The sequence below is a fragment of the Endozoicomonas sp. ALC020 genome (assembly GCF_049275935.1).
GTDB lineage: Bacteria > Pseudomonadota > Gammaproteobacteria > Pseudomonadales > Endozoicomonadaceae > Endozoicomonas_A.
Genome location: NZ_CP184830.1, coordinates 4796355 through 4814831, shown reverse-complemented (window position 1 = coordinate 4814831; position 18477 = coordinate 4796355). Strand labels below are relative to the sequence as shown.

The window sequence follows — 18477 nt, the reverse complement described above, 5'->3', positions numbered from 1 at the left end:
GAAAGCAAACCACCGCAACATTAGTAGACTCTGGTTTGTAATCAGTTTTATCTGCCCACCATAAAATCGCCCACGAACCCGACATCGACCTCCAGTCCAAAAACTAAACTAACGTACTGTTTTGAAAAGAAAAACCAAAATGGAGGAAGTGACACCCCAATTCCTCCAAAAAAACCGAGAAGAGAGAAAAACAGAGAGGAACAGGAGGAAAAACAGTGAAAAAGCCCGTTTTGCAAAACCGGCAAAGGCTGCAAAAAGCCTTTAAACATAGAGCTAAAACAGAAAAAACCTGTAGACGACAGCCTACAGGTTTTTTGTTATATGGCGGTGGTGAGGGAGCTTAATATAGTCTTTTCTGATAAAATATATATTTTTAATTTCTTATTTTTTACCCATGCAAAGCTCGCAGCGCTCCCTCAGGATCAACTGCAAAAATACGCAAAAGAGCTTTTGCGGGCCCACTCGGTTGCCGACGCCCCTGCTCCCAATTTTCCAACGTTCGCTTACTGACACCAATCAGTAATGCAAACTTGCCCTGACTCAACCCAACCTGCTCCCGGATAGCCTTTACTTCAGGCTCAGGAAACTCAGTCACCCTGGTAGGTTCTCTTTTACCTTTAACTATTTCATCCATTTCATGGACACTGGCCAACAGCTCATCAAACATTGATTTATCCATCAGACCACCTCTCCACCATTTTTTTCAGCATTTTCTTTTGATCTGCAGTCAATTCTTCCTGCTCATTTTTTGGATAGGCATAGAGCATATAAATTTGGTCATCTGCAGTTACCCAGTAGTAAATGATGCGGACACCACCGCTTTTACCCCTTCCTTCCAGTTTCCAACGAAGCTTTCTTAAGCCACCAGAAGCCTGAATGATTGCACCTGCATCAGGTCGGTTAACGAGGGATTCCTGTAACAACTTATACTCTTCATCACTCATTAACTCTTTGATTCTACGTGTAAAGACAGCTGTTTCTATGATTACCATAAACTGAATTATACGCCATTGACGTATCTTGTCAAAGTTCAATTACCGGTAGTGTTGCTTACCGGTAGTAACCAATTAAGGCCATCGCTCCCTCACCGAAGCGGCTTGCCTACCCGAGTCACATGATCAAAGGTATAAACATGCTCCACCGGGTTTTCATTGCAGCGTCCCACCAGTCGTCCGGGAAAATGCCAGCCACCCTTTCCAACCGTGACTTCGCCTGAACACACCTTACAGTCTGCAATATAATGAACCAGCGCTATCTTTCGGTGACTGTATTCTCCAGCATCATTTTTCGTTGGCCGGTATTCCAATAACCAATATTCCGGACTCAGTGAAACCCAGTCTGGCAGCATGGCCACACGCTTATCTACCAGACGGAATATAAAACCAAACAAAGCGAAGAAAACGCCAAGAAAAATAGCCCCTACTACCATAAAACCTGCCAATGCTCCTTTGAGTTTTGGTAAAAAGAGCGAAAGCGCCGGGCTCAGCATCAAACCGGAAAAAACCAGCAGGGGGATAATGACCACCGACAGGAACAACAAGAGTCGCCAACCTTTCATGTCTACCCCATCAAGGAACCGGGCAATCAATGGGCCACTCTTTTTCTTTTGCTCATGATACCGAATACCCATTTCTGGCACAGGATAAGCCGTTTGAGCCTCAGAAAAAGCCACCGTTTCATCTTCCGTCAGATAAACAGGTTCTAGATAATATTCATTGCGATTACCTTTACCACCGCCCAGCTTTTTAGCAGGAACACCGTAGCACGATAGACTGTTATCCAGAGCAATATCCTTGACACGGACATCATCTTTGAGCGACTTCATCAGAGCTGAAAACTTACCAGAAATATAATCTGAAGCGCTCTCTTGATCAGCCTTTATTTTCTTCTCTGAATGTTGCTTAAGCCATTCGACAAGATCTTCTGGATCAAACAAAAGGTCTTCACTGGCAATTTCTGCTGTTGCCAACTCTTTCGTCTTCTCAGCCAAAGCCAAAAAAAGCCACTCATGTAGAGTTAAATAACTTTTTCTCTTTCTTATCTCCTCGAGATACAGCAAAACACTCTCAGCCGCATCAAGACTGGCTTGGCAGGCAGTATCCGCACCCATTCCTTTACCCCTTATAACCCCTTTTAGCGGGGTTTATCTCTGTTTGGAACGACTATGCCATACCAGTATTAACCTCACCAGCACTCGCTGGCTCACTGATCAGAATAGATACTAGAGGATTGGATCATGGATATCGAAAGCACATTGAACAAGCAGCAGGCTGAGTTAAAATTCGGAGAACAAAACGGCCAGCTTCTCCACATTTCAGAAGTTAAAAGCGGACTGGATTGTGACTGCATTTGCCCAGGCTGCAAAACACCCCTGATTGCCAGAAAAGGTGAAGTCAGAACGCACCATTTTGCTCACCACCAGGGTCAGGAAAGCGAAAGCTGTATAGAAACCACCCTTCACCGCTTTGCCAAACAGGTCATTGCATCTCATAAAAAAGTTCTCATACCTGAAGATCATATTTCTGCCAGTTCAGTGGATAAAGCAGGAAAAATTCACACAGCCAGAGAACGGGTCACCAGTGAAATGATCGATTTTGAAGAGGTAGGTCTCGAGGTACTGAAACCCGGTTACCGATCTGATGCAACCGGCTATCCCTATGAACAACAGGATCTGGATATAGAAATCCGGGTCACCCATGAGGTAGATAACATCAAAAAACAAAAAGTGCTGGAAGCCAATACCTGCATGATGGAAATCGACCTCTCTGGTCTGGACAGGGACGCATCTCCAGAGGCCATTGCAATAGCTGTAATATCAGAAGCGCCCAGGAAATGGATTCACAACTCTGTCCACCTGCAGCTCCAAAAAAAGCTGCAACAAAAAGCCGATCTTATGATGATGCAGGCAAATCAGGCAATGGAAGAACATGAACGCCAGAATGATGCCCCCTTAACCCCGAGCCATCCAGATCACTTTATCTTGCTCGGCTATAAGACAGGCCACGGCTATTCTCCCAGATATCAGAAGAACTTTGAACTTTCCAAGCTTTATACCGTGCGACAAGTGGTTTCGACTAATACCCGTAATTTCACCGTTACAGGATCAGGGGGTTACGAGATGGAAGAGTTCGACCTGGATGAAAGCTGCATCAGAAAGTTGGAAAGCCTCAAATACCCCATTGAAGTGAGCTTGACTATGGGTAGTAAACTTCAGGGTAGGAAGTTTGTGCCCGTAGTCTTGGATATAAAAACCCACTGACGCTGAAGGCCCCTTTCATCTCAGGGGCTACTACCGGCCCACCCACTCTCATCCGGCAAACATAACTAAACATATTCACGTTTAAATTCAGTAGTCTACTGGTCTTACAATCAGTCTCCCAAGCTACCGTGTCAAATATAAGGGCGTCCTATTATTTTCCGTACCGCTTTATTTATATCTTTCCGGTACAACTTGGTTCTCGTGCAGCTCACACCTCTAGGAGCCTGACCGAGAATAGCGCAACCAGACCAACAGAAGTTTTCCCAAATCTTAAAATGAGCAAAAAATATCCAATTATTAGTGGGATTTTGCTCATTTTTGCATATTTATGCCTTCTCACAGCCTCTATGCTGCCTTTTTAGCCTCTTTCAAATCTTCAAGACGGATTGACCTCGTGGAAGCCGCTTTTACAAATTTTTTGATATTATGCGCAGTGCATACCAGTGAAAATTCCGCTGAAACTTTTTCTTTGCCGCGGAGACTGAACCCTCGGAAACCAGATTCTTTTATCTGTCCAAATGGTGGCTCCGCAATAACTTTACGACGCTCATATATGGCTTTCGCACCGGCTGTCTCCATTTTCTTATTCATAGCCTGACGTGCTTTTTCAAACTTATCGGTACGGATAACCCTGCCAGCCTCTTTCTTTGAATCACTGCAATTCCGACGATAAGGGCATTCCCTGCATACCGTCTTGTTTGCCCGGTAGCTTTTTCTTTTGCTTTTGCTGGCCGGGTTCGTTACCAGCTTTTCCCCTGCCGGACAGATAAATACATCAGCTTCGGAATCATACGCAAAATCCGCTTTGACAAACTTCCTGTCAGAGCTTTCAAGGTCGTCAGCGGCAGGCTTCTCCGCCTTGTCGGTTGCGATATAGGCATCAATCTCATGTCGCTCGACTGTATGTAAGTTTGACCCTGAAAAGTAACCATTATCCATACTCCACTTATCTACAGCCGCGCCATCAGTGGCTCCTGATAATGCCCTCAGCGCCGGCTCCACTTCCTGTACATCGTTGGCGTGTTGGCTGACATGCTGGCCAACAATGATCTGGTTATCGGAATCAACTGTAATTTGAGCATTGTAGCTGTACTCACAATACCCCTTCTTGCTCATCATGCGGGCATCGTGATCTGCAAAACTGATCTGCTTTTTGTCGTCTATTGGTTTGTCTGGATTTAAAGCTTTTTCACGTTCTTCAAGTGCTTTCTTGGCCTCTTTGATTTTTTTCAGGCGCTCTTCTTTAAACTGGAGGTCTTCAGGAATGCTGTAACCATTGGTTGCTTTGTAGGCGTCATCTTCTTCCTGATCACACTGACTGGCTTTTTTGATCAGCTCATCCACTTCGGCACTGAGTTCTGCCTCTTTCGCTTTGAGCCTCCCGTAGCTCATGGCCTTGTGTTTTGAGCTGTTGGCTTTGAACTTGGAGCCGTCCAGGCTGATATGACCCAGTGATGCCATTTTGAGTTCAATGGCCAGTTTGACTGACTGTTTGAAGCAGTCATGGAAAAACGACAGATTATCCTTACGAAAGTCACCAAGAACCCTGAAATTCGGGCAGTTCATTTGTGAGATATACATGAACGCCAAGTCTTGTCGACACCGTCGCTCAATCTCACGGGAACTGAAAACACCATGGCTGTATGCGTAGATCAGAATAGCGACAATGAGCTTTGGAGGGTATGCGTGCTGACCAAGGTGGTGATATTTTTTTTCGACTTCAGACGTATTAATGTTCTGAAAAATGCTTTCATAAATAAAACAATCATGATCTTTGGGAAGCAAATCGAAAACGTTGGTTGGGAACAGCAGATGCTGATCAAACTCAACAGGACTGTCCTTAAACTTTGGTGGTGGTGACATTTGGCATAATCAGAGTTGGTTTAAGGCTTATCATAACAGATAAGCCTATTCTCGGTCAGGCTGCTAGCCTTCAACCAACAGTATTTTTTCAGATCCTCACTTCGCAAATACACACTATCGTCTTAAAACTAACGAGCGTACAATCAACTTCATTCCCAAAATCCCTAAATAGAGCTATTTGGCCCCATGCTCCCCAGAGTCAATAAAAGATGATGGCACAAGCTTAGGGCGGTAGCATGCCTGCAGAAAAATCAGGGAAGACAGAACCAATGAGCAACCCAAACCTGCCACAGCTGGAGGCCATCCAGCACATTGACGGTCCGCTCCTGATCATTGCCGGACCGGGGTCGGGTAAAACCTATACGCTGGTTGAGCGCATTATGAACTTGCTGGTCAATCATGATGTGCAACCGGAGCAGATACTGGTCGTTACCTTTACCGAAAAAGCGGCACAGGAACTGAAAACCCGGATCAGCAACCGGCTGCTGGTAAGCAACTTATCGTTCAATGTGAATGAGATGTATCTGGGCACCTTCCACTCCATCTGCCTTCGACTATTGGATGAGTATAGAGAATATACCCGGCTCAAGCGTAGTTATTTGCTGATGGATCAGTTTGATCAGCAATATTATCTGTACCAGAACCTCAACCAATTCAAAGATATTGAAGGTATTGAGCATATTCAGGGCGAGCACAAGAAGCCCGCCTGGGTGAAGTCTGAAAACCTGTTGCAGTGGCTGAACAAAGCTGCGGAAGAAGCGCTCGATCCTGAAACGCTGATTCAATCCGGTGACGAAGCCATTGAAGCCCTAGGCAACTGCTTTCTGAAGTATCGGGAGCTATTAGTCGAGCGCAATGCGCTTGATTTTTCCACGATTCAGTTGGAAGCATTGAACCTGCTTGAACAGCATCCACAGGTTGTGACAGCGCTACAGGAGAAAATCAGATACCTGATGGTGGATGAATATCAGGATACCAACACCATTCAGGAGCGTATACTCACACTGCTGATGGATGATCGGCAGAACCTTTGTGTGGTGGGCGACGACGATCAGGCACTCTACCGCTTTCGAGGCGCCACCATTCGTAACATCCTGGAGTTCCCGGAGCAGTTTGCCGATGGCAAATGCAAAACCGTAAAACTGACCACCAACTATCGTTCTCACCCTGATATCGTTGAGTTCAATAACTGGTGGATCAATGACAAGGCGTGGGAACGTCAGGGCGTCAGCTACCGTTACGCCAAGAATATCGAACCTCGGAAGGACAGCTTTCCCGACAGTCCAACCGTGGTCAGTGCCATTGCCGATGAAGGCGATAACTGGCATAACGAAGTGTACCACCTGCTCACCAACTTAAAAGAAAACGGGCAGCTCAGCGATTGGAACCAAGTGGCTTTTCTGTTTCGTTCTGTCAAACATGACCGGGTTCGGGCGCTGGCTCAATCTTTAGAAGACCGTGGCATTCCGGTCTACTCACCAAGAGCTAATCTGTTTTTTCAGCGTGAAGAAGTGCAACTGATGATCGGGGCGTTGCAGATGCTCTTTCCCTCTGTCGTTCAGGAACGGGAAAAAGAGCGTCAGGGCGGCAAGAGTCTGGCCATCTGGGCTTATCACGACCGTTGTCTGCGTTTGTTTATGGAGGCGTTACGAAAGCCAGAACAGCAGGATTTGCTGGAGTGGTGCAAACGGATGTCTCGCTACCACTTAACGCTGTCCAAAAATGCCGACTACGCATTTAGCAAACTGTTTTACGACCTGTTGGCGTACCCGCTGTTCAGCAGTTATCTGGACAGTGTGGATAACCCGAGAGCACAGCGCAACCTCGCTACGCTGTCAAAGTTGTTGGGCAAATTTGAGTACCTGCACCACGTCAGCGTATTGAATCCGAAATACCTGCAAAAGAATCTGAATTCGCTGTTCAACCAGTTCCTGCGCTTTCTGCACGATGGCGGCATTGATGAATACGAAGACATGGCCGAGTACGCTCCTTCGGGCTCAGTGTCGTTTCTGACCATCCACCAATCCAAAGGGTTGGAGTTCCCAGTAGTTGTCGTCGGCTCGTTAGGTGCATCGCCAAGAAAGCAATACACCGAACTGGACGAAGTGCTGGAGAATGGTTATCTCTCCAAACCTCCGTTTGAACCCATTGAAGAGACCAAGTACTTTGACTTCTGGCGACTCTATTACACCGCCTTTTCACGCGCTCAGAACCTGCTAATACTGAGCGATCAGGAGAAGAACGGTCACGGCAAAACGCCCTCAAAATACTTTGCCAAGTTTGTGGAAAAACTACCGAGCTGGCGAGATGCCCGCAGCACCATCAATCGGCTACCGCTGGAGCCGGTCAAAGATGTTAACATCAAAAACGAATACGCCTTTACCAGCCATATCACGCTCTTTGAAACCTGCCCGGAACAGTACCGCTTCTTCAAAGAACTGGCCTTTCAACCGATTAAGGCCAGCCCAATGCTGTTCGGTACACTGGTTCACGAAACGCTGGAAGACATTCATAAAGCCGCTTTGCGCGGTGAAAGCAAAACCATCACTGCCGAGAACATTCGTGGCTGGTTTGACGACAACTACCGAAACCTGGCCAACCGTGAACGCATGTACCTTGGGGACTCTACGCTTGAGGCCGCCTTCAAACATGTGATGCGCTACGTCAAAGGGAAAAAAGGCAACTGGAGCGATATCCGTGATACTGAAGTGGATATCTCTCTGGTAAAAGACAGATACATTCTAAAGGGCAGCGTTGACCTGATTCGGGGTGAAAACGACAGCGTCGAGATTGTCGACTTCAAAACCGAACGCAAACCCGATATGGATCGGGACCGGGAGCGCATCCTGCACCACCAGCGTCAACTGGAAATATACGCCCACCTGGTGGAACAGCGCACCGGCCTTCACGTTAGCCGCATGCATCTCTACTTTACGGGAGAGACCCATGGCCTGCCCACCATTAGCTTTAGCAAAAATAGTGGCTCTATTGAGAACACCATTAGTGCATTTGATCAGGTCGTAGACCGGATCGAACAGCAAAACTACCAGATGAGCGAAAGACCTCAAAAAGTCTGCCCGGACTGCGATATGCGCAGCTACTGCGACCGGCGCAACTGGCATTTCTGCAAAGCCTCCTAATCACTCTCTGTTTCTATTTATATTGCTGCGAGCTGCTGTCTCGCAGCTCTTGCTATATCAGGAAGCCCGATATGTATCAAAAAAAGGACGACCAACTGCTGTTTGATCAGCCTTCACCGGTTACCACTGAAGTGGATAAATACACCTTTGAGCCTATCAAGGGTTATCCCATGCTGAATTGGCGTGGCAAGCGTCCATTTACCGGTACTCAGTACTTCCCGGCTCAGCGTAAAGAGGTTTATGGCGAAGAAGTGAATGGCTGGATCAATAAGATTTTCTGGGGGGATAACCTACAGGTGATGAGCCACCTATTGAAAGAATATCGTGGCCAAGTTGATTTGATTTATATCGACCCTCCTTTTGACTCGAAGGCAGATTATAAGAAAAAAATCAAATTAAAAGGCAAAGAGATAAGAAACGACCGAAGTAGCTTCGAAGAAAAGCAATATACTGACATTTGGAATAATGACGATTACTTACAATTTATGTATGAACGGCTCATTGTTTGCCGAGAGTTATTATCTGAGAAAGGCAGCTTATATTTACACTGTGATCATAGAGTAAGTAGCTATTTACGCATTATTTGTGATGAAATCTTTGGAAAACCCAATTTCCAATCTTGGATTACATGGAAATCCTCTCCTGGACATAGTGATCATGCATTTTTTGGTGCTATGCAAAATCATATATTATTCTATAGCAAAACTCAGGAGCCTGTTTGGAATATCCAATATACTTCATATGATCAAGAATATTTGACTCAGCATTATAGAAAAATCGACGAAAATGGTCGTAAGTTTGAAGATGACAACCTTACTGCTTATGGTTTATCAGGCGGTGGTTATGAATATGAGTGGAATAGTCATACCAAACTTTGGCGCTGCCCAAAAAGCTCAATGCAAAAATTAGAAAATGAAAATAGAATTTATTACACGAAAAATGGTGTTGCCAGATATAAAAGATATCTAGATGAGATGCCCGGGTCACCTTTATCAGACCTGTGGACTGATATTAATAGATTAAACTCCCAAGCTAAAGAGAAACTAGATTATCCAACACAAAAACCAGAAGACTTGTTAGCCAGAGTTATACAGTGTTCTTCAAACCCAAGTGACTTGGTTCTAGATTTCTTCATGGGCTCAGGTACAACTCAAGCTACAGCAATGAAGCTTGGTCGCCGCTTTATAGGCGCAGATATAAATCTTGGAGCTATTGAAACCACTACCAAGCGCTTGATTCATAAAGCAACTGATATTGAAATTAAGAAAGATGAAGGGGGCACCTATTACACCGGTTTTGAAGTTTACAACGTCAATCACTACGACGTATTCCGCAACCCTGTCCAAGCCAAAGAACTGCTGATTGAAGCTCTGGAAATCCAACCACTGGCGAATAGCGTGTACGATGGTGAGAAAGAAGGCAAAAAAGTTAAAATCATGCCGGTCAATCGCATCGCCACCCGTGAAGACCTGAACGAACTGATTGCCAACCTCCCCTACAAGCAGTTTGCGAAAAAGCACGAGGAAGCCCCCAACAAACCGGTCGAACACTTGTTACTGGTCTGCATGGGGCATGAGCCGAATCTGGCTGCGCATCTGCAAAGCGAAGCAGGCTATAAACTGGATGTCGAAGTGGTGGATATTCTGCGGGATAAATCCGAACTTCAATTCAAGCGGGACTCCGAAGCGAAGGTGGTTATTCGTGATGACAAGCTGGTCATAGATGCCTTCTATCCGATGAACCTAATGCAGAAGCTGAGCCAGCAAAAAGAGGACGTGAGCGAATGGCGAGAGCTGGTTGAGTCCATCAAAATCGACTGGAACTATGACGGTGCTGCCATGGAACCGGCTGAAGTGGATGTGCCTGGCAAGAATGAGCTTGTAAAAGGTGAATATGCCGTGCCAGCGGATGCGGGCACCATCAAGATCAAGATTACGGATCTGCTTTCCGAGTCCTGGGAAGGGGAGATCGAGCATGGCTAAAACACCTCAAGCCAGCTTCGAGCTGGGCAACGCTTTTTATGTTCACCTTCTCTCTTTTTATAAGCAGAACCGAGGGGCTATTCGTAAGCACTATAAGAACCTGACGAAAGTCTTTTTAGACTACAACGACAGTGAAAAACGAGCCGACGCTTTTTTGCGCACACCGCAATTTGAAGCATTGGAGATGTATGTTTTTCTGAAGGAGTTTCTGGATAACCAGCCGGTTTATAAGCTGTTTGAAGCATGGTACGACAGCAAAGGGAAATTTGGCAACCGGGTTGTTGGCATTCAGGCGGGCGAAGGCGGTGTGATCCAGGGCGATATGCTCTGGAATATGTCGAAGCAGGACTACAACGGTGTGTTCAAGAAGATGAAAGCCTGCAATGGCGGGCGCATCTATTCCAACTACATTTTCGCGCTGACCATGGGAACGGGTAAAACCATCTTGATGGCCACCTGTATGCTTTACGATTTTCTGCTGGCCAGAAAGTTCCCAAAAGATGCCCGCTATATTCACAATGCGCTGGTTTTTGCACCAGATAAGACGGTGCTGCAATCCCTGCGGGAAATCGAAAGCTTTGACCACAGTAAGGTTATGCCGCCTGAATACCTCAATGTGATTCCGCTGAAGTTCCACTATTTGGTGGATGCTGGGGTTTCGTTGAACACCATCGATGGCTCGATGTTCAATATTGTGGTGTCCAACTCTCAGAAGATTATTCTGAAAAAGCAGAATAAGGAGTCGGTGGCCACTGAGCAGCTTTTCCAGAGCGGCAAGGAGTTGTACAAAACCAGCCCGCTGCTTGGGGAAATGGGTGCTTTGCTGGATCTGGGTGAAGAGTCTCTCTCTTCTGAACCTACAGAAGAGGCAGACCTGGTGACCAACCAGCGTTTTGAAAAGTTGCGTCGACTGGATCAGCTGGGCATCTTTGTGGACGAAGCGCATCACGCTTTTGGCAATAAGCTGGCGCAGGATATGGGCGTCAAGACCGCCAAGAACAGCCTGCGCAAAACCATTGATGAGCTGGCCACCAATCTGAAGGCACGGGGAAGTCAGGTGGTGGCCTGTTATAACTACACCGGTACGCCTTATGTGGGTAAAGAGGTACTGCCAGAGGTGGTTTACGCCTACGGGTTAAAGCAGGCCATTGAAAGAGGCTATCTGAAAGAGGTGGAACTAAATGATTACACCACCACTCGTTGCAAAGAGTTTCTGAAAATTTCTATTCAGGACTTTTTACAAAAAACAAAAGGTCTTAGTCCTGAAGGCATGTTGCCCAAAATGGCAATTTTCGGAACCACTGTTGATGAAATTCAAAATGAGGTTCGCCCAGCGGTTGAAGAGATCCTTGCTGAAGAGGGTATTTCTCTTAACCGGATTCTTGTCAATGTTGGTGATAGCAAAATCACCACCGATGACGACATTCGTGAATTTAACCGTTTAGATACCCCTCAATCAGAAAAACAGTTTATTCTTCTGGTCAACAAAGGTCGAGAAGGTTGGAATTGTCGCTCTCTGTTCTCAGTAGCTCTACACAGAGAACCGAAACATAAAGTCTTTGTACTACAGGCTACAATGCGCTGTTTAAGAGCGGTAGGTAATGTACAGGAGACTGGCCTAGTCTATCTGACAAAAGCAAATCGGGTTTTATTGGATAATGAGTTGCAGTCCAACTTCAGGGTAAGTGCTGATGAAATTACCGTAAGAACAGAAAAACCAAAGGTTGAAGTGCGGGTTACCCAACCGACCATTAAAGTCCCCATCAAACGCATTCGTCATAAATACGAGTTGAAGGAAAAGCCATTTGCCAAAGGCCAGAAGCTCGGATTGCAGGATGAGTATGACAATGGGCACTTCAATAAGTACAAGTTGATCCATACCACGCAAAAAGGTATGGCCATGCCGGGACAGATGAATACGATTGGCAAAGCCACCGAGGATTTATCTGCCCTGAGGGAGCAAAAGAAGTTTAGTCAGTTATCCCTGACTGCAGAGATTGCCCGCTATCTCAATAAAAGCCCGCTATTGATTGAGAGCTTAATTGAAGATACCTATGAAGGCTTTGATGGTGTTCTTAAGTGGGTGAATCAGTACAACGATGTTTTGTACGACTTTGTTATCCCGAGGCTGTTTGGGGCACTGTTTGAGGTGCTTTCCACACGGGAAACTGAAACCTTTGAAATAGACCTAGTGAAAGAACCGCCGACTCAGCCCGGTTACTATGAGATCCGTACTGATCCGTCAAATGTTGTCACACAAACCAGTGCCGGTCAGCTTGCTGGCAAGAGCTTCCATCTGGATAACTATTGCTTTGACTCTACACCAGAGAAAGAATTTTTCTGGCAGATGCTCAATGAAAACAAGGTGGACAAGGTTTGGTTTACCGGCATGTTGACCCATGGCCAAAGTGAGTTTGTTATCAATTATGTGGATAGCGAAACTCAGACCGTCCGTAGCTATTACCCCGACTTTTTGATCAAAAAGCCCGATGGTTCTTACGTCATCATCGAAGTCAAAGGCGAGCATATGCTGGCTTCGCAAAACGTGCAAGACAAGAAAACCTACGCCGAGATGATGAGCGGTGATGGGGATATGAGTTATATGCTGATACCGAGTAAAGCAGCCCAGGATGGAGTATTTGATCGGTCTTTTTTGAATTAAACACACTTTAAGCGGAGGTATTACTCCGCTTTTTTTCTACTGTTTTTACTATTAGGAATTTTTCATATGTTCGAGTTTGCATCACCATTGGTGAGCTTCTGCTGGTCTGCTGTTACAGGCGGTGCTTGTTACGATGCTCTGAAAGGGCTTTTGGGCACTGCTTTTGATCAGCTATCTGTCTATAAAAAAGAGGGCAAGGAGGTGCTCTTTGAAGCTGAGCTACTGAGCATACTCGACACAAATGAAGAGATAAAAAAAACTATTGCTGATATGGCTGAAGGCAATCACTCTACAGAAACCACGGTTATCACTACCGGAAACATACAGGCTGGTGGCTCTGTAATTGTTGGTAGTCACAACTCCGTAGGTAGCTCGAAGTGATTGAAAATAAGATCTCAACTGGTGACATAAGTGCAGGTGGCCATGCCACTACGGGGAATCATAACAAGGTAAATAGTGATAATAACACATATATTAAGCATCAAACAGTCCTTAAAACTGATAATTCTAATCAGAATATTATTGAGGATAAGCATACACTTATTCAACTTGATGCTCATTCGTTAAGAGATGCAATAGAATTATGCCATAACGGCTTCTACGACAAAGAAACCGCTAAATCTGGCGATGAGTTTGATACAAATGTCATCTCCTTAAATGAAAAGCATGAACTTAACGACATGTGTCCTGATTTTTGGGATGAGTGTATTTCACCAGAATTTGAAAGCAGGTTTAATGAGTTTGAATGTTTTTTGAAAAAAAGAGAAAATAGTGACTTACTCCACAAATTAGAGTCAGTAGCAAAATCCGTTAATAGAGAGTTGTTGGCTAGAAGACGAAAAAGTGAACATCTTCAATTTCAGGAAATCATTCAGAACATTGCCAAGACTCTTTTGGAATCTCAATATGAAAAACTCTCAAATAAGCATGAAACTGTCGAGTTTGTACTCTATTATCTATATTCTCAGTGCCTATTAGGTCGTAAAACAGTTCAGGAGAAGAAACAGTGCTAACTCCAACAAGACTGATGCAGTTTGACTATTGCTTGCTCGCCGTAACCAGCCATGTTATTGCCTGTCTGCTTGAGCGAAAGACTGCGTCACTAGATGAGCTACTGCGTTACTCAAGACTGTCGTCAAATGAGATATGTGAGTCGGATATTCTAGTCGCCATTACATTTTTATACGCAGTAGGCAAAGTGTCTATCGATACTGAGACGTCAACCATATCACTTACGACCACCAAATGATTAAACTATCAAAATTATACTGCAATAAGCCAGACATTTTTCCTGACATTAAATTCCATGATGGGATAAATATTGTCCATGCAGCTATATCAAAGCATCAAAAACAAAAAAACACTTACTCACATTCAGTCGGAAAAACAACGCTTCTTGAGATAATTGATTACACCCTTTTAAAAGAAATAAAAGGGGATTTCTTTCTAAAAGTTCACAAAAATTTATTTTTAGATTTCGAATTCTATCTTGAAATACAAACTGGTAAAACCCTTTTCACTACAATCAAACGAAAAGTCGAAGGAAAAACATTTTTAGCTACTCATACAGAACCATTAGATGCCCGCAACTACTCTAGCGATTTCTGGATTGAAAAAAACCTGGGAATAAAAAAAGCCAAACAAAAATTAAGCTCAATTGTTACACTTGAGATTCTACAAAAGATTAGTTCTGATTATCGACAAGGACTAAGGTACTGTATAAGAAGACAAGGTGAATACAGTCGAACCTTTAAAGTAAAAAATGTAACGGAAAAAGATTCTTCATGGAAACCTTATCTAGGAGCATTACTAGGCATTAACCATTCAACACTTGTTGAAAAATATGAACTTAAGGAACATATAGATAAGCTTGATGCGGCTATTAAGCAAGTAGAAGACTTATCCAATATTTCCAGCCAAGCCATCGAGGCAGAAATACAAATCGCCACAACTCGACTTGAAGAATTAACAAGCCTTACAGATAACTTTGATTTCAATGTAGCTGATCAAAAAGACATTAAGCACCTCGTTCACAATCTTGATAAAGAAATATCTAAGCTCAACAATGAGCTTTATACTTCTGAACATCAAATAAAATCCATTAATGAATCACTGCAAGCGCAATTTAAATTTGACGTTAGTACTATCAGGAATCTGTTCGATGAGATCACCCTTCATCTTCCAGATCAACTTATGCACACTTATGATGAACTGGTAAACATCAATGAGCAACTAGTTAAGGATCGTAATAAAAGGTTAAAAAAAACCAAAGCTTTACTTGAAGAAAAACAAGAAAATATCTCCAATCAGCTAGCAGCACTAAACAAAGAGCGCGGCATATTAGCACAACAGATTCTTGATGAAGATGCCTTTAAAAGATACAAATCTTTACAAGCAAGAATAAGTAAAGAAGAAGCAAAAATTGCTGTACTCCATGAAAAATTAGAAAAACTGGATGCCACCTCTGAATTGAAACATAAATTAAATTCAGCATCTTCCCAGCAGCAGCAATTAGCAGACAAAATCAGTTCGGATTCCCGGCAGTCGCACAATGAGATATTAAAATCAATAGGAAAGATTTTCAGCGCATTTGTTAAATATGCAACAGATTTAGATGCTTTTTTGTATGTTGACGTTAATAAGGAGGGGAACCCGCAATTCCATACCAAACTTCACGATCATTCTTCTCAAGATAAAGGTGAGTCTTTTCGTCAAATAATTTCTGGCTGTTTTGATCTAAGCTTACTTACATATTATTCATCCCAGAGTTTTTATCGTTTTTCCTATCATGACGGCTTATTGGAAAGCATTGCTGATCCACTTAAAGTAAAAGTACTGGATTTGTGGAATAAAGAAGGCATTCATCATGGCCTTCAACTTATTGTCACCATTCACGACAGTGATATTCCATTATTAGATAATGGTAGTAAAATGCCTATTGATGAACGTTTAATCATTAGAAAACTGCATGATCAGGGAGATGACGGTCGTTTATTTAAAATGAAAGCATTTTGAATTTTGAATTGGGAATTGGGAATTGGGAATTGGGAATTGGGAATTGGGAATTGGGAATTGGGAATTGGGAATTGGGAATTGGGAATTGTAGGCTAGGGTGAGTAACTAATTCTTTACTATACCTCCATTTCAAACTGCGATAAATCTGATACAGATAACTCTTATCTCCCCTTCTGTATAAATACCATCACTCCAATACTAGCACCCTCCCCCATCAACAATAATGACAGAAACATTATAAAGCTCTACAAACGCACTATTTTACCAAAAATATTTTTGACCAGTTGAACATAACGTATTAGTCTGAACAGCAGCGCCGATTTACCCAAACTTGCAGGCGCTTAATAAGTTTCGCTAAACAGGCACTAAAAATGAAAAAGCACCTTTATTTGTCAATTGATGGTCAGTCAGTCTGCGGTCTCGTCACCGACCTCTCCCGATCTGGTTTAACAGTAGAAATAACATCCCCCTTCTCTGGATACAGGACAGGTCGTCATGTGCCCACCTATGCCAGGGCAAATCGTAATTATCTGGAAATCGGAGAGCAGGTCGCTTCTGAGCTTCTTACAGAACTTTATCATGATCTTAAGTTGCTAACTGAGAAACGCGATTTACTTACAACAGAGTTCAAGCGTATTCTCTCGAAGCTGTCACAACACAAAACCAGCCAGAAGGAATTGGCAGCGAAAACGTCAGAGCTAAAACAACAGTTTAAAGCTGGCCTGCAGGATCAAAAACATTACCAGCAATCGCTGAAAGCTATTCGTGACCATGAAAGCCAACAAGTCATGCAGTCAAGGGAGCTTGTTAAACAGTTTATTGATGACCACCTTCCTGGCTGGCATCACAGTCTGGATCATGACCAGTTGATCTCTTTTCTCTCATCAGACTGAATCTGATAACCTTCTCACTCCTCCGCTATGCAATGAGAATAAGAATGTACGACATTATTGGAGATATTCATGGACGGGCTGATGAGCTGAAAGCCTTACTGCTCAAGCTTGGTTATGAACGACGTAAATCGGCATATCGCCACCCTGAACGGAAAGCCATTTTTGTTGGGGACTTTATAGATGGTCAGGGGCAACACCGTAAAACCTTTGACATTTGTCGTTCGATGGTCGAGCAGGAAACTGCACTTGCTGTGATGGGTAACCATGAGTTTAATGCCATCTGTTATTCGATATCGGATGGTGTTGGCGATTTCCTCCGCCCACATAATGAGAAGAACATCAGGGATCATGCGGAGTTTATTGCTGAGTTTCCATTTCAATCCAGCATACATCAGGAGGCTATAGGCTGGTTTAAGACACTGCCACTGTTTCTGGATCTGGGAGAATTGAGAATCATCCATGCAGTATGGCATCACACCAGCTTTCCTATTGTCGCCCCCTTTCTCGATGAAAATAACTGCCTGACACCGGATGCTTATGTTCCAGCTTCTGATAAATCACACCCGCTCTACCATGCAATAGAGTACCTATTGAAAGGGGTAGAGCTGGAACTACCACCAGGCGTTAGTTTCAGAGATAAAAAAGGAAATCTGCGAACCGCTGCCCGCATTCGCTGGTGGGATGAACAAGCGATTCATTGGTCAAATGCAACCATCGGGACAGGACAGGCAGAATTGCCCAACACTCCACTGCCCGAACAAAGTTATCGCTACACGGATACAGTACCGTTATTTGTAGGGCATTACTGGATGAGTGGACAGCCCAGGCCAATGAGTGACCAGGTTGCCTGTGTTGACTACAGCGTTGCACGCCCTGGAGGAAGACTGGTGGCTTATCGTTGGTCGGGTGAGCAGAAGCTTATTCAGGATAACTTTACTTGGATAGACAGAAATCAATAATAAGCAACAGTGTGCAAGGAGTTATGCATGAGCGCTCTTGATATTGTTTACAACCATCGAAAGAAACAGGACGGGAATCTGTTCTCAGAAATCATATGTGGCGTTATTGAAGAAAAATAACCGTTGGCTGCTGTAAGGAATTTTTATTATGGATTTGGAATTGATGTTCAATTTACTCGCTTGGGGATTCTTTCTCTCTGGGGGTTACTTTGCCTTTAAACTTATCATTGGTGGCATCATCAGGCTTGCCGATCAGGAGCTGACCTTTGGGTATGTCATCAAATACTGTCTTTTGACTGGGTTATTTTTTGTTTTTGGGCTGACCTCTTTTTTTCTGGGTATAGGCTCTGGGAGTTGGTAGCTGAGAATTCTGCTCAAACAACCACTTGTACGGCATATCACGTGCTACCATGATTGATGACAGTAGAATCCAATTGTTTACTTTTGGTATTGTTACCTCCGGCAAACAATGACCCAAAATCACCGGTTTGAAATGAACTCTCGATTAACCACTTGATGGCCGATTCAATATTGTTACCAGCAATCAGGGAAAGGAGCCATGCTCAACCAAGAGGACTCCCTTATGATGAAGCAAGCAAGAGAGAAAGGCTGCTATCCTGAGGATATTACCTGTCAGACTGGATACACAGTCAGTAAGATTAAAGGATTACTCAAGCGCCACGGGCCACTATCTAGCCCAGTCT

At 44.0% G+C, this 18477-nt stretch carries 14 protein-coding genes; 10 read left to right on the top strand and 4 right to left on the bottom strand.

Going from position 1 to position 18477, the window contains the following annotated elements; translation table 11 throughout:
- Positions 1-388 precede the first annotated feature (388 nt).
- From nadS to ACOJUO_RS17945, 3 genes are all read right to left on the bottom strand, one after another.
- Complete coding sequence (gene nadS / locus ACOJUO_RS17955; protein WP_422137710.1) at positions 389-679, bottom strand: NadS family protein; 291 nt, start codon at positions 677-679, stop codon at positions 389-391.
- On the bottom strand, positions 672-992 hold the full coding sequence (locus ACOJUO_RS17950) for a type II toxin-antitoxin system RelE/ParE family toxin (RefSeq protein WP_422140078.1): 321 nt from the start codon (positions 990-992) through the stop codon (positions 672-674). The genes nadS and ACOJUO_RS17950 overlap by 8 nt, the downstream gene beginning before the upstream one ends.
- A 92-nt stretch (positions 993-1084) precedes the next feature.
- Positions 1085-2110 (bottom strand): hypothetical protein, encoded by a 1026-nt coding sequence (locus ACOJUO_RS17945; protein WP_422137709.1) that lies wholly within the window; start codon positions 2108-2110, stop codon positions 1085-1087.
- A 126-nt stretch (positions 2111-2236) separates the two neighbouring features.
- Between ACOJUO_RS17945 and ACOJUO_RS17940 the strand changes: the two genes are divergently transcribed.
- Positions 2237-3259, top strand: a complete 1023-nt coding sequence (locus ACOJUO_RS17940; RefSeq protein ID WP_422137708.1) for a hypothetical protein — start codon at positions 2237-2239, stop codon at positions 3257-3259.
- Positions 3260-3604: 345 nt separating this feature from the next.
- Here ACOJUO_RS17940 and ACOJUO_RS17935 read toward each other — a convergent pair whose 3' ends face one another.
- A complete protein-coding gene (locus ACOJUO_RS17935; protein ID WP_422137198.1) occupies positions 3605-5122 on the bottom strand; it encodes an IS1182 family transposase in 1518 nt (505 codons plus the stop codon).
- A 269-nt stretch (positions 5123-5391) separates the two neighbouring features.
- On the opposite strand from ACOJUO_RS17935, the gene ACOJUO_RS17930 reads away from it, so the two are divergent.
- The 9 genes from ACOJUO_RS17930 (at position 5392) to ACOJUO_RS17890 (ending at position 18134) form a co-directional block, all read left to right on the top strand.
- The gene (locus ACOJUO_RS17930) at positions 5392-8262 is read left to right on the top strand and encodes an ATP-dependent helicase (RefSeq protein ID WP_422137707.1); all 2871 of its coding nucleotides are present in this window, start codon (positions 5392-5394) and stop codon (positions 8260-8262) included.
- A 71-nt stretch (positions 8263-8333) separates the two neighbouring features.
- The gene (locus ACOJUO_RS17925; RefSeq protein ID WP_422137706.1) at positions 8334-10244 is read left to right on the top strand and encodes a DNA methyltransferase; all 1911 of its coding nucleotides are present in this window, start codon (positions 8334-8336) and stop codon (positions 10242-10244) included.
- The gene (locus ACOJUO_RS17920) at positions 10237-12906 is read left to right on the top strand and encodes a type III restriction endonuclease (RefSeq protein WP_422137705.1); all 2670 of its coding nucleotides are present in this window, start codon (positions 10237-10239) and stop codon (positions 12904-12906) included. The genes ACOJUO_RS17925 and ACOJUO_RS17920 overlap by 8 nt, the downstream gene beginning before the upstream one ends.
- Before the next feature lie 66 nt (positions 12907-12972).
- Complete coding sequence (locus tag ACOJUO_RS17915) at positions 12973-13287, top strand: hypothetical protein (RefSeq protein WP_422137704.1); 315 nt, start codon at positions 12973-12975, stop codon at positions 13285-13287.
- Positions 13284-13919, top strand: a complete 636-nt coding sequence (locus ACOJUO_RS17910) for an ABC-three component system protein (protein ID WP_422137703.1) — start codon at positions 13284-13286, stop codon at positions 13917-13919. The genes ACOJUO_RS17915 and ACOJUO_RS17910 overlap by 4 nt, the downstream gene beginning before the upstream one ends.
- 232 nt (positions 13920-14151) lie before the next feature.
- Entirely contained in the window at positions 14152-15921 is a 1770-nt protein-coding gene (locus ACOJUO_RS17905) for a DUF2326 domain-containing protein (protein WP_422137702.1), read from the top strand.
- A gap of 371 nt (positions 15922-16292) precedes the next feature.
- Complete coding sequence (locus ACOJUO_RS17900; protein WP_422137701.1) at positions 16293-16814, top strand: hypothetical protein; 522 nt, start codon at positions 16293-16295, stop codon at positions 16812-16814.
- A gap of 44 nt (positions 16815-16858) precedes the next feature.
- Positions 16859-17773 (top strand): metallophosphoesterase, encoded by a 915-nt coding sequence (locus tag ACOJUO_RS17895; protein ID WP_422137700.1) that lies wholly within the window; start codon positions 16859-16861, stop codon positions 17771-17773.
- Positions 17774-17921: 148 nt separating this feature from the next.
- The gene (locus ACOJUO_RS17890; protein WP_257275279.1) at positions 17922-18134 is read left to right on the top strand and encodes a hypothetical protein; all 213 of its coding nucleotides are present in this window, start codon (positions 17922-17924) and stop codon (positions 18132-18134) included.
- Positions 18135-18477: the final 343 nt, after the last annotated feature.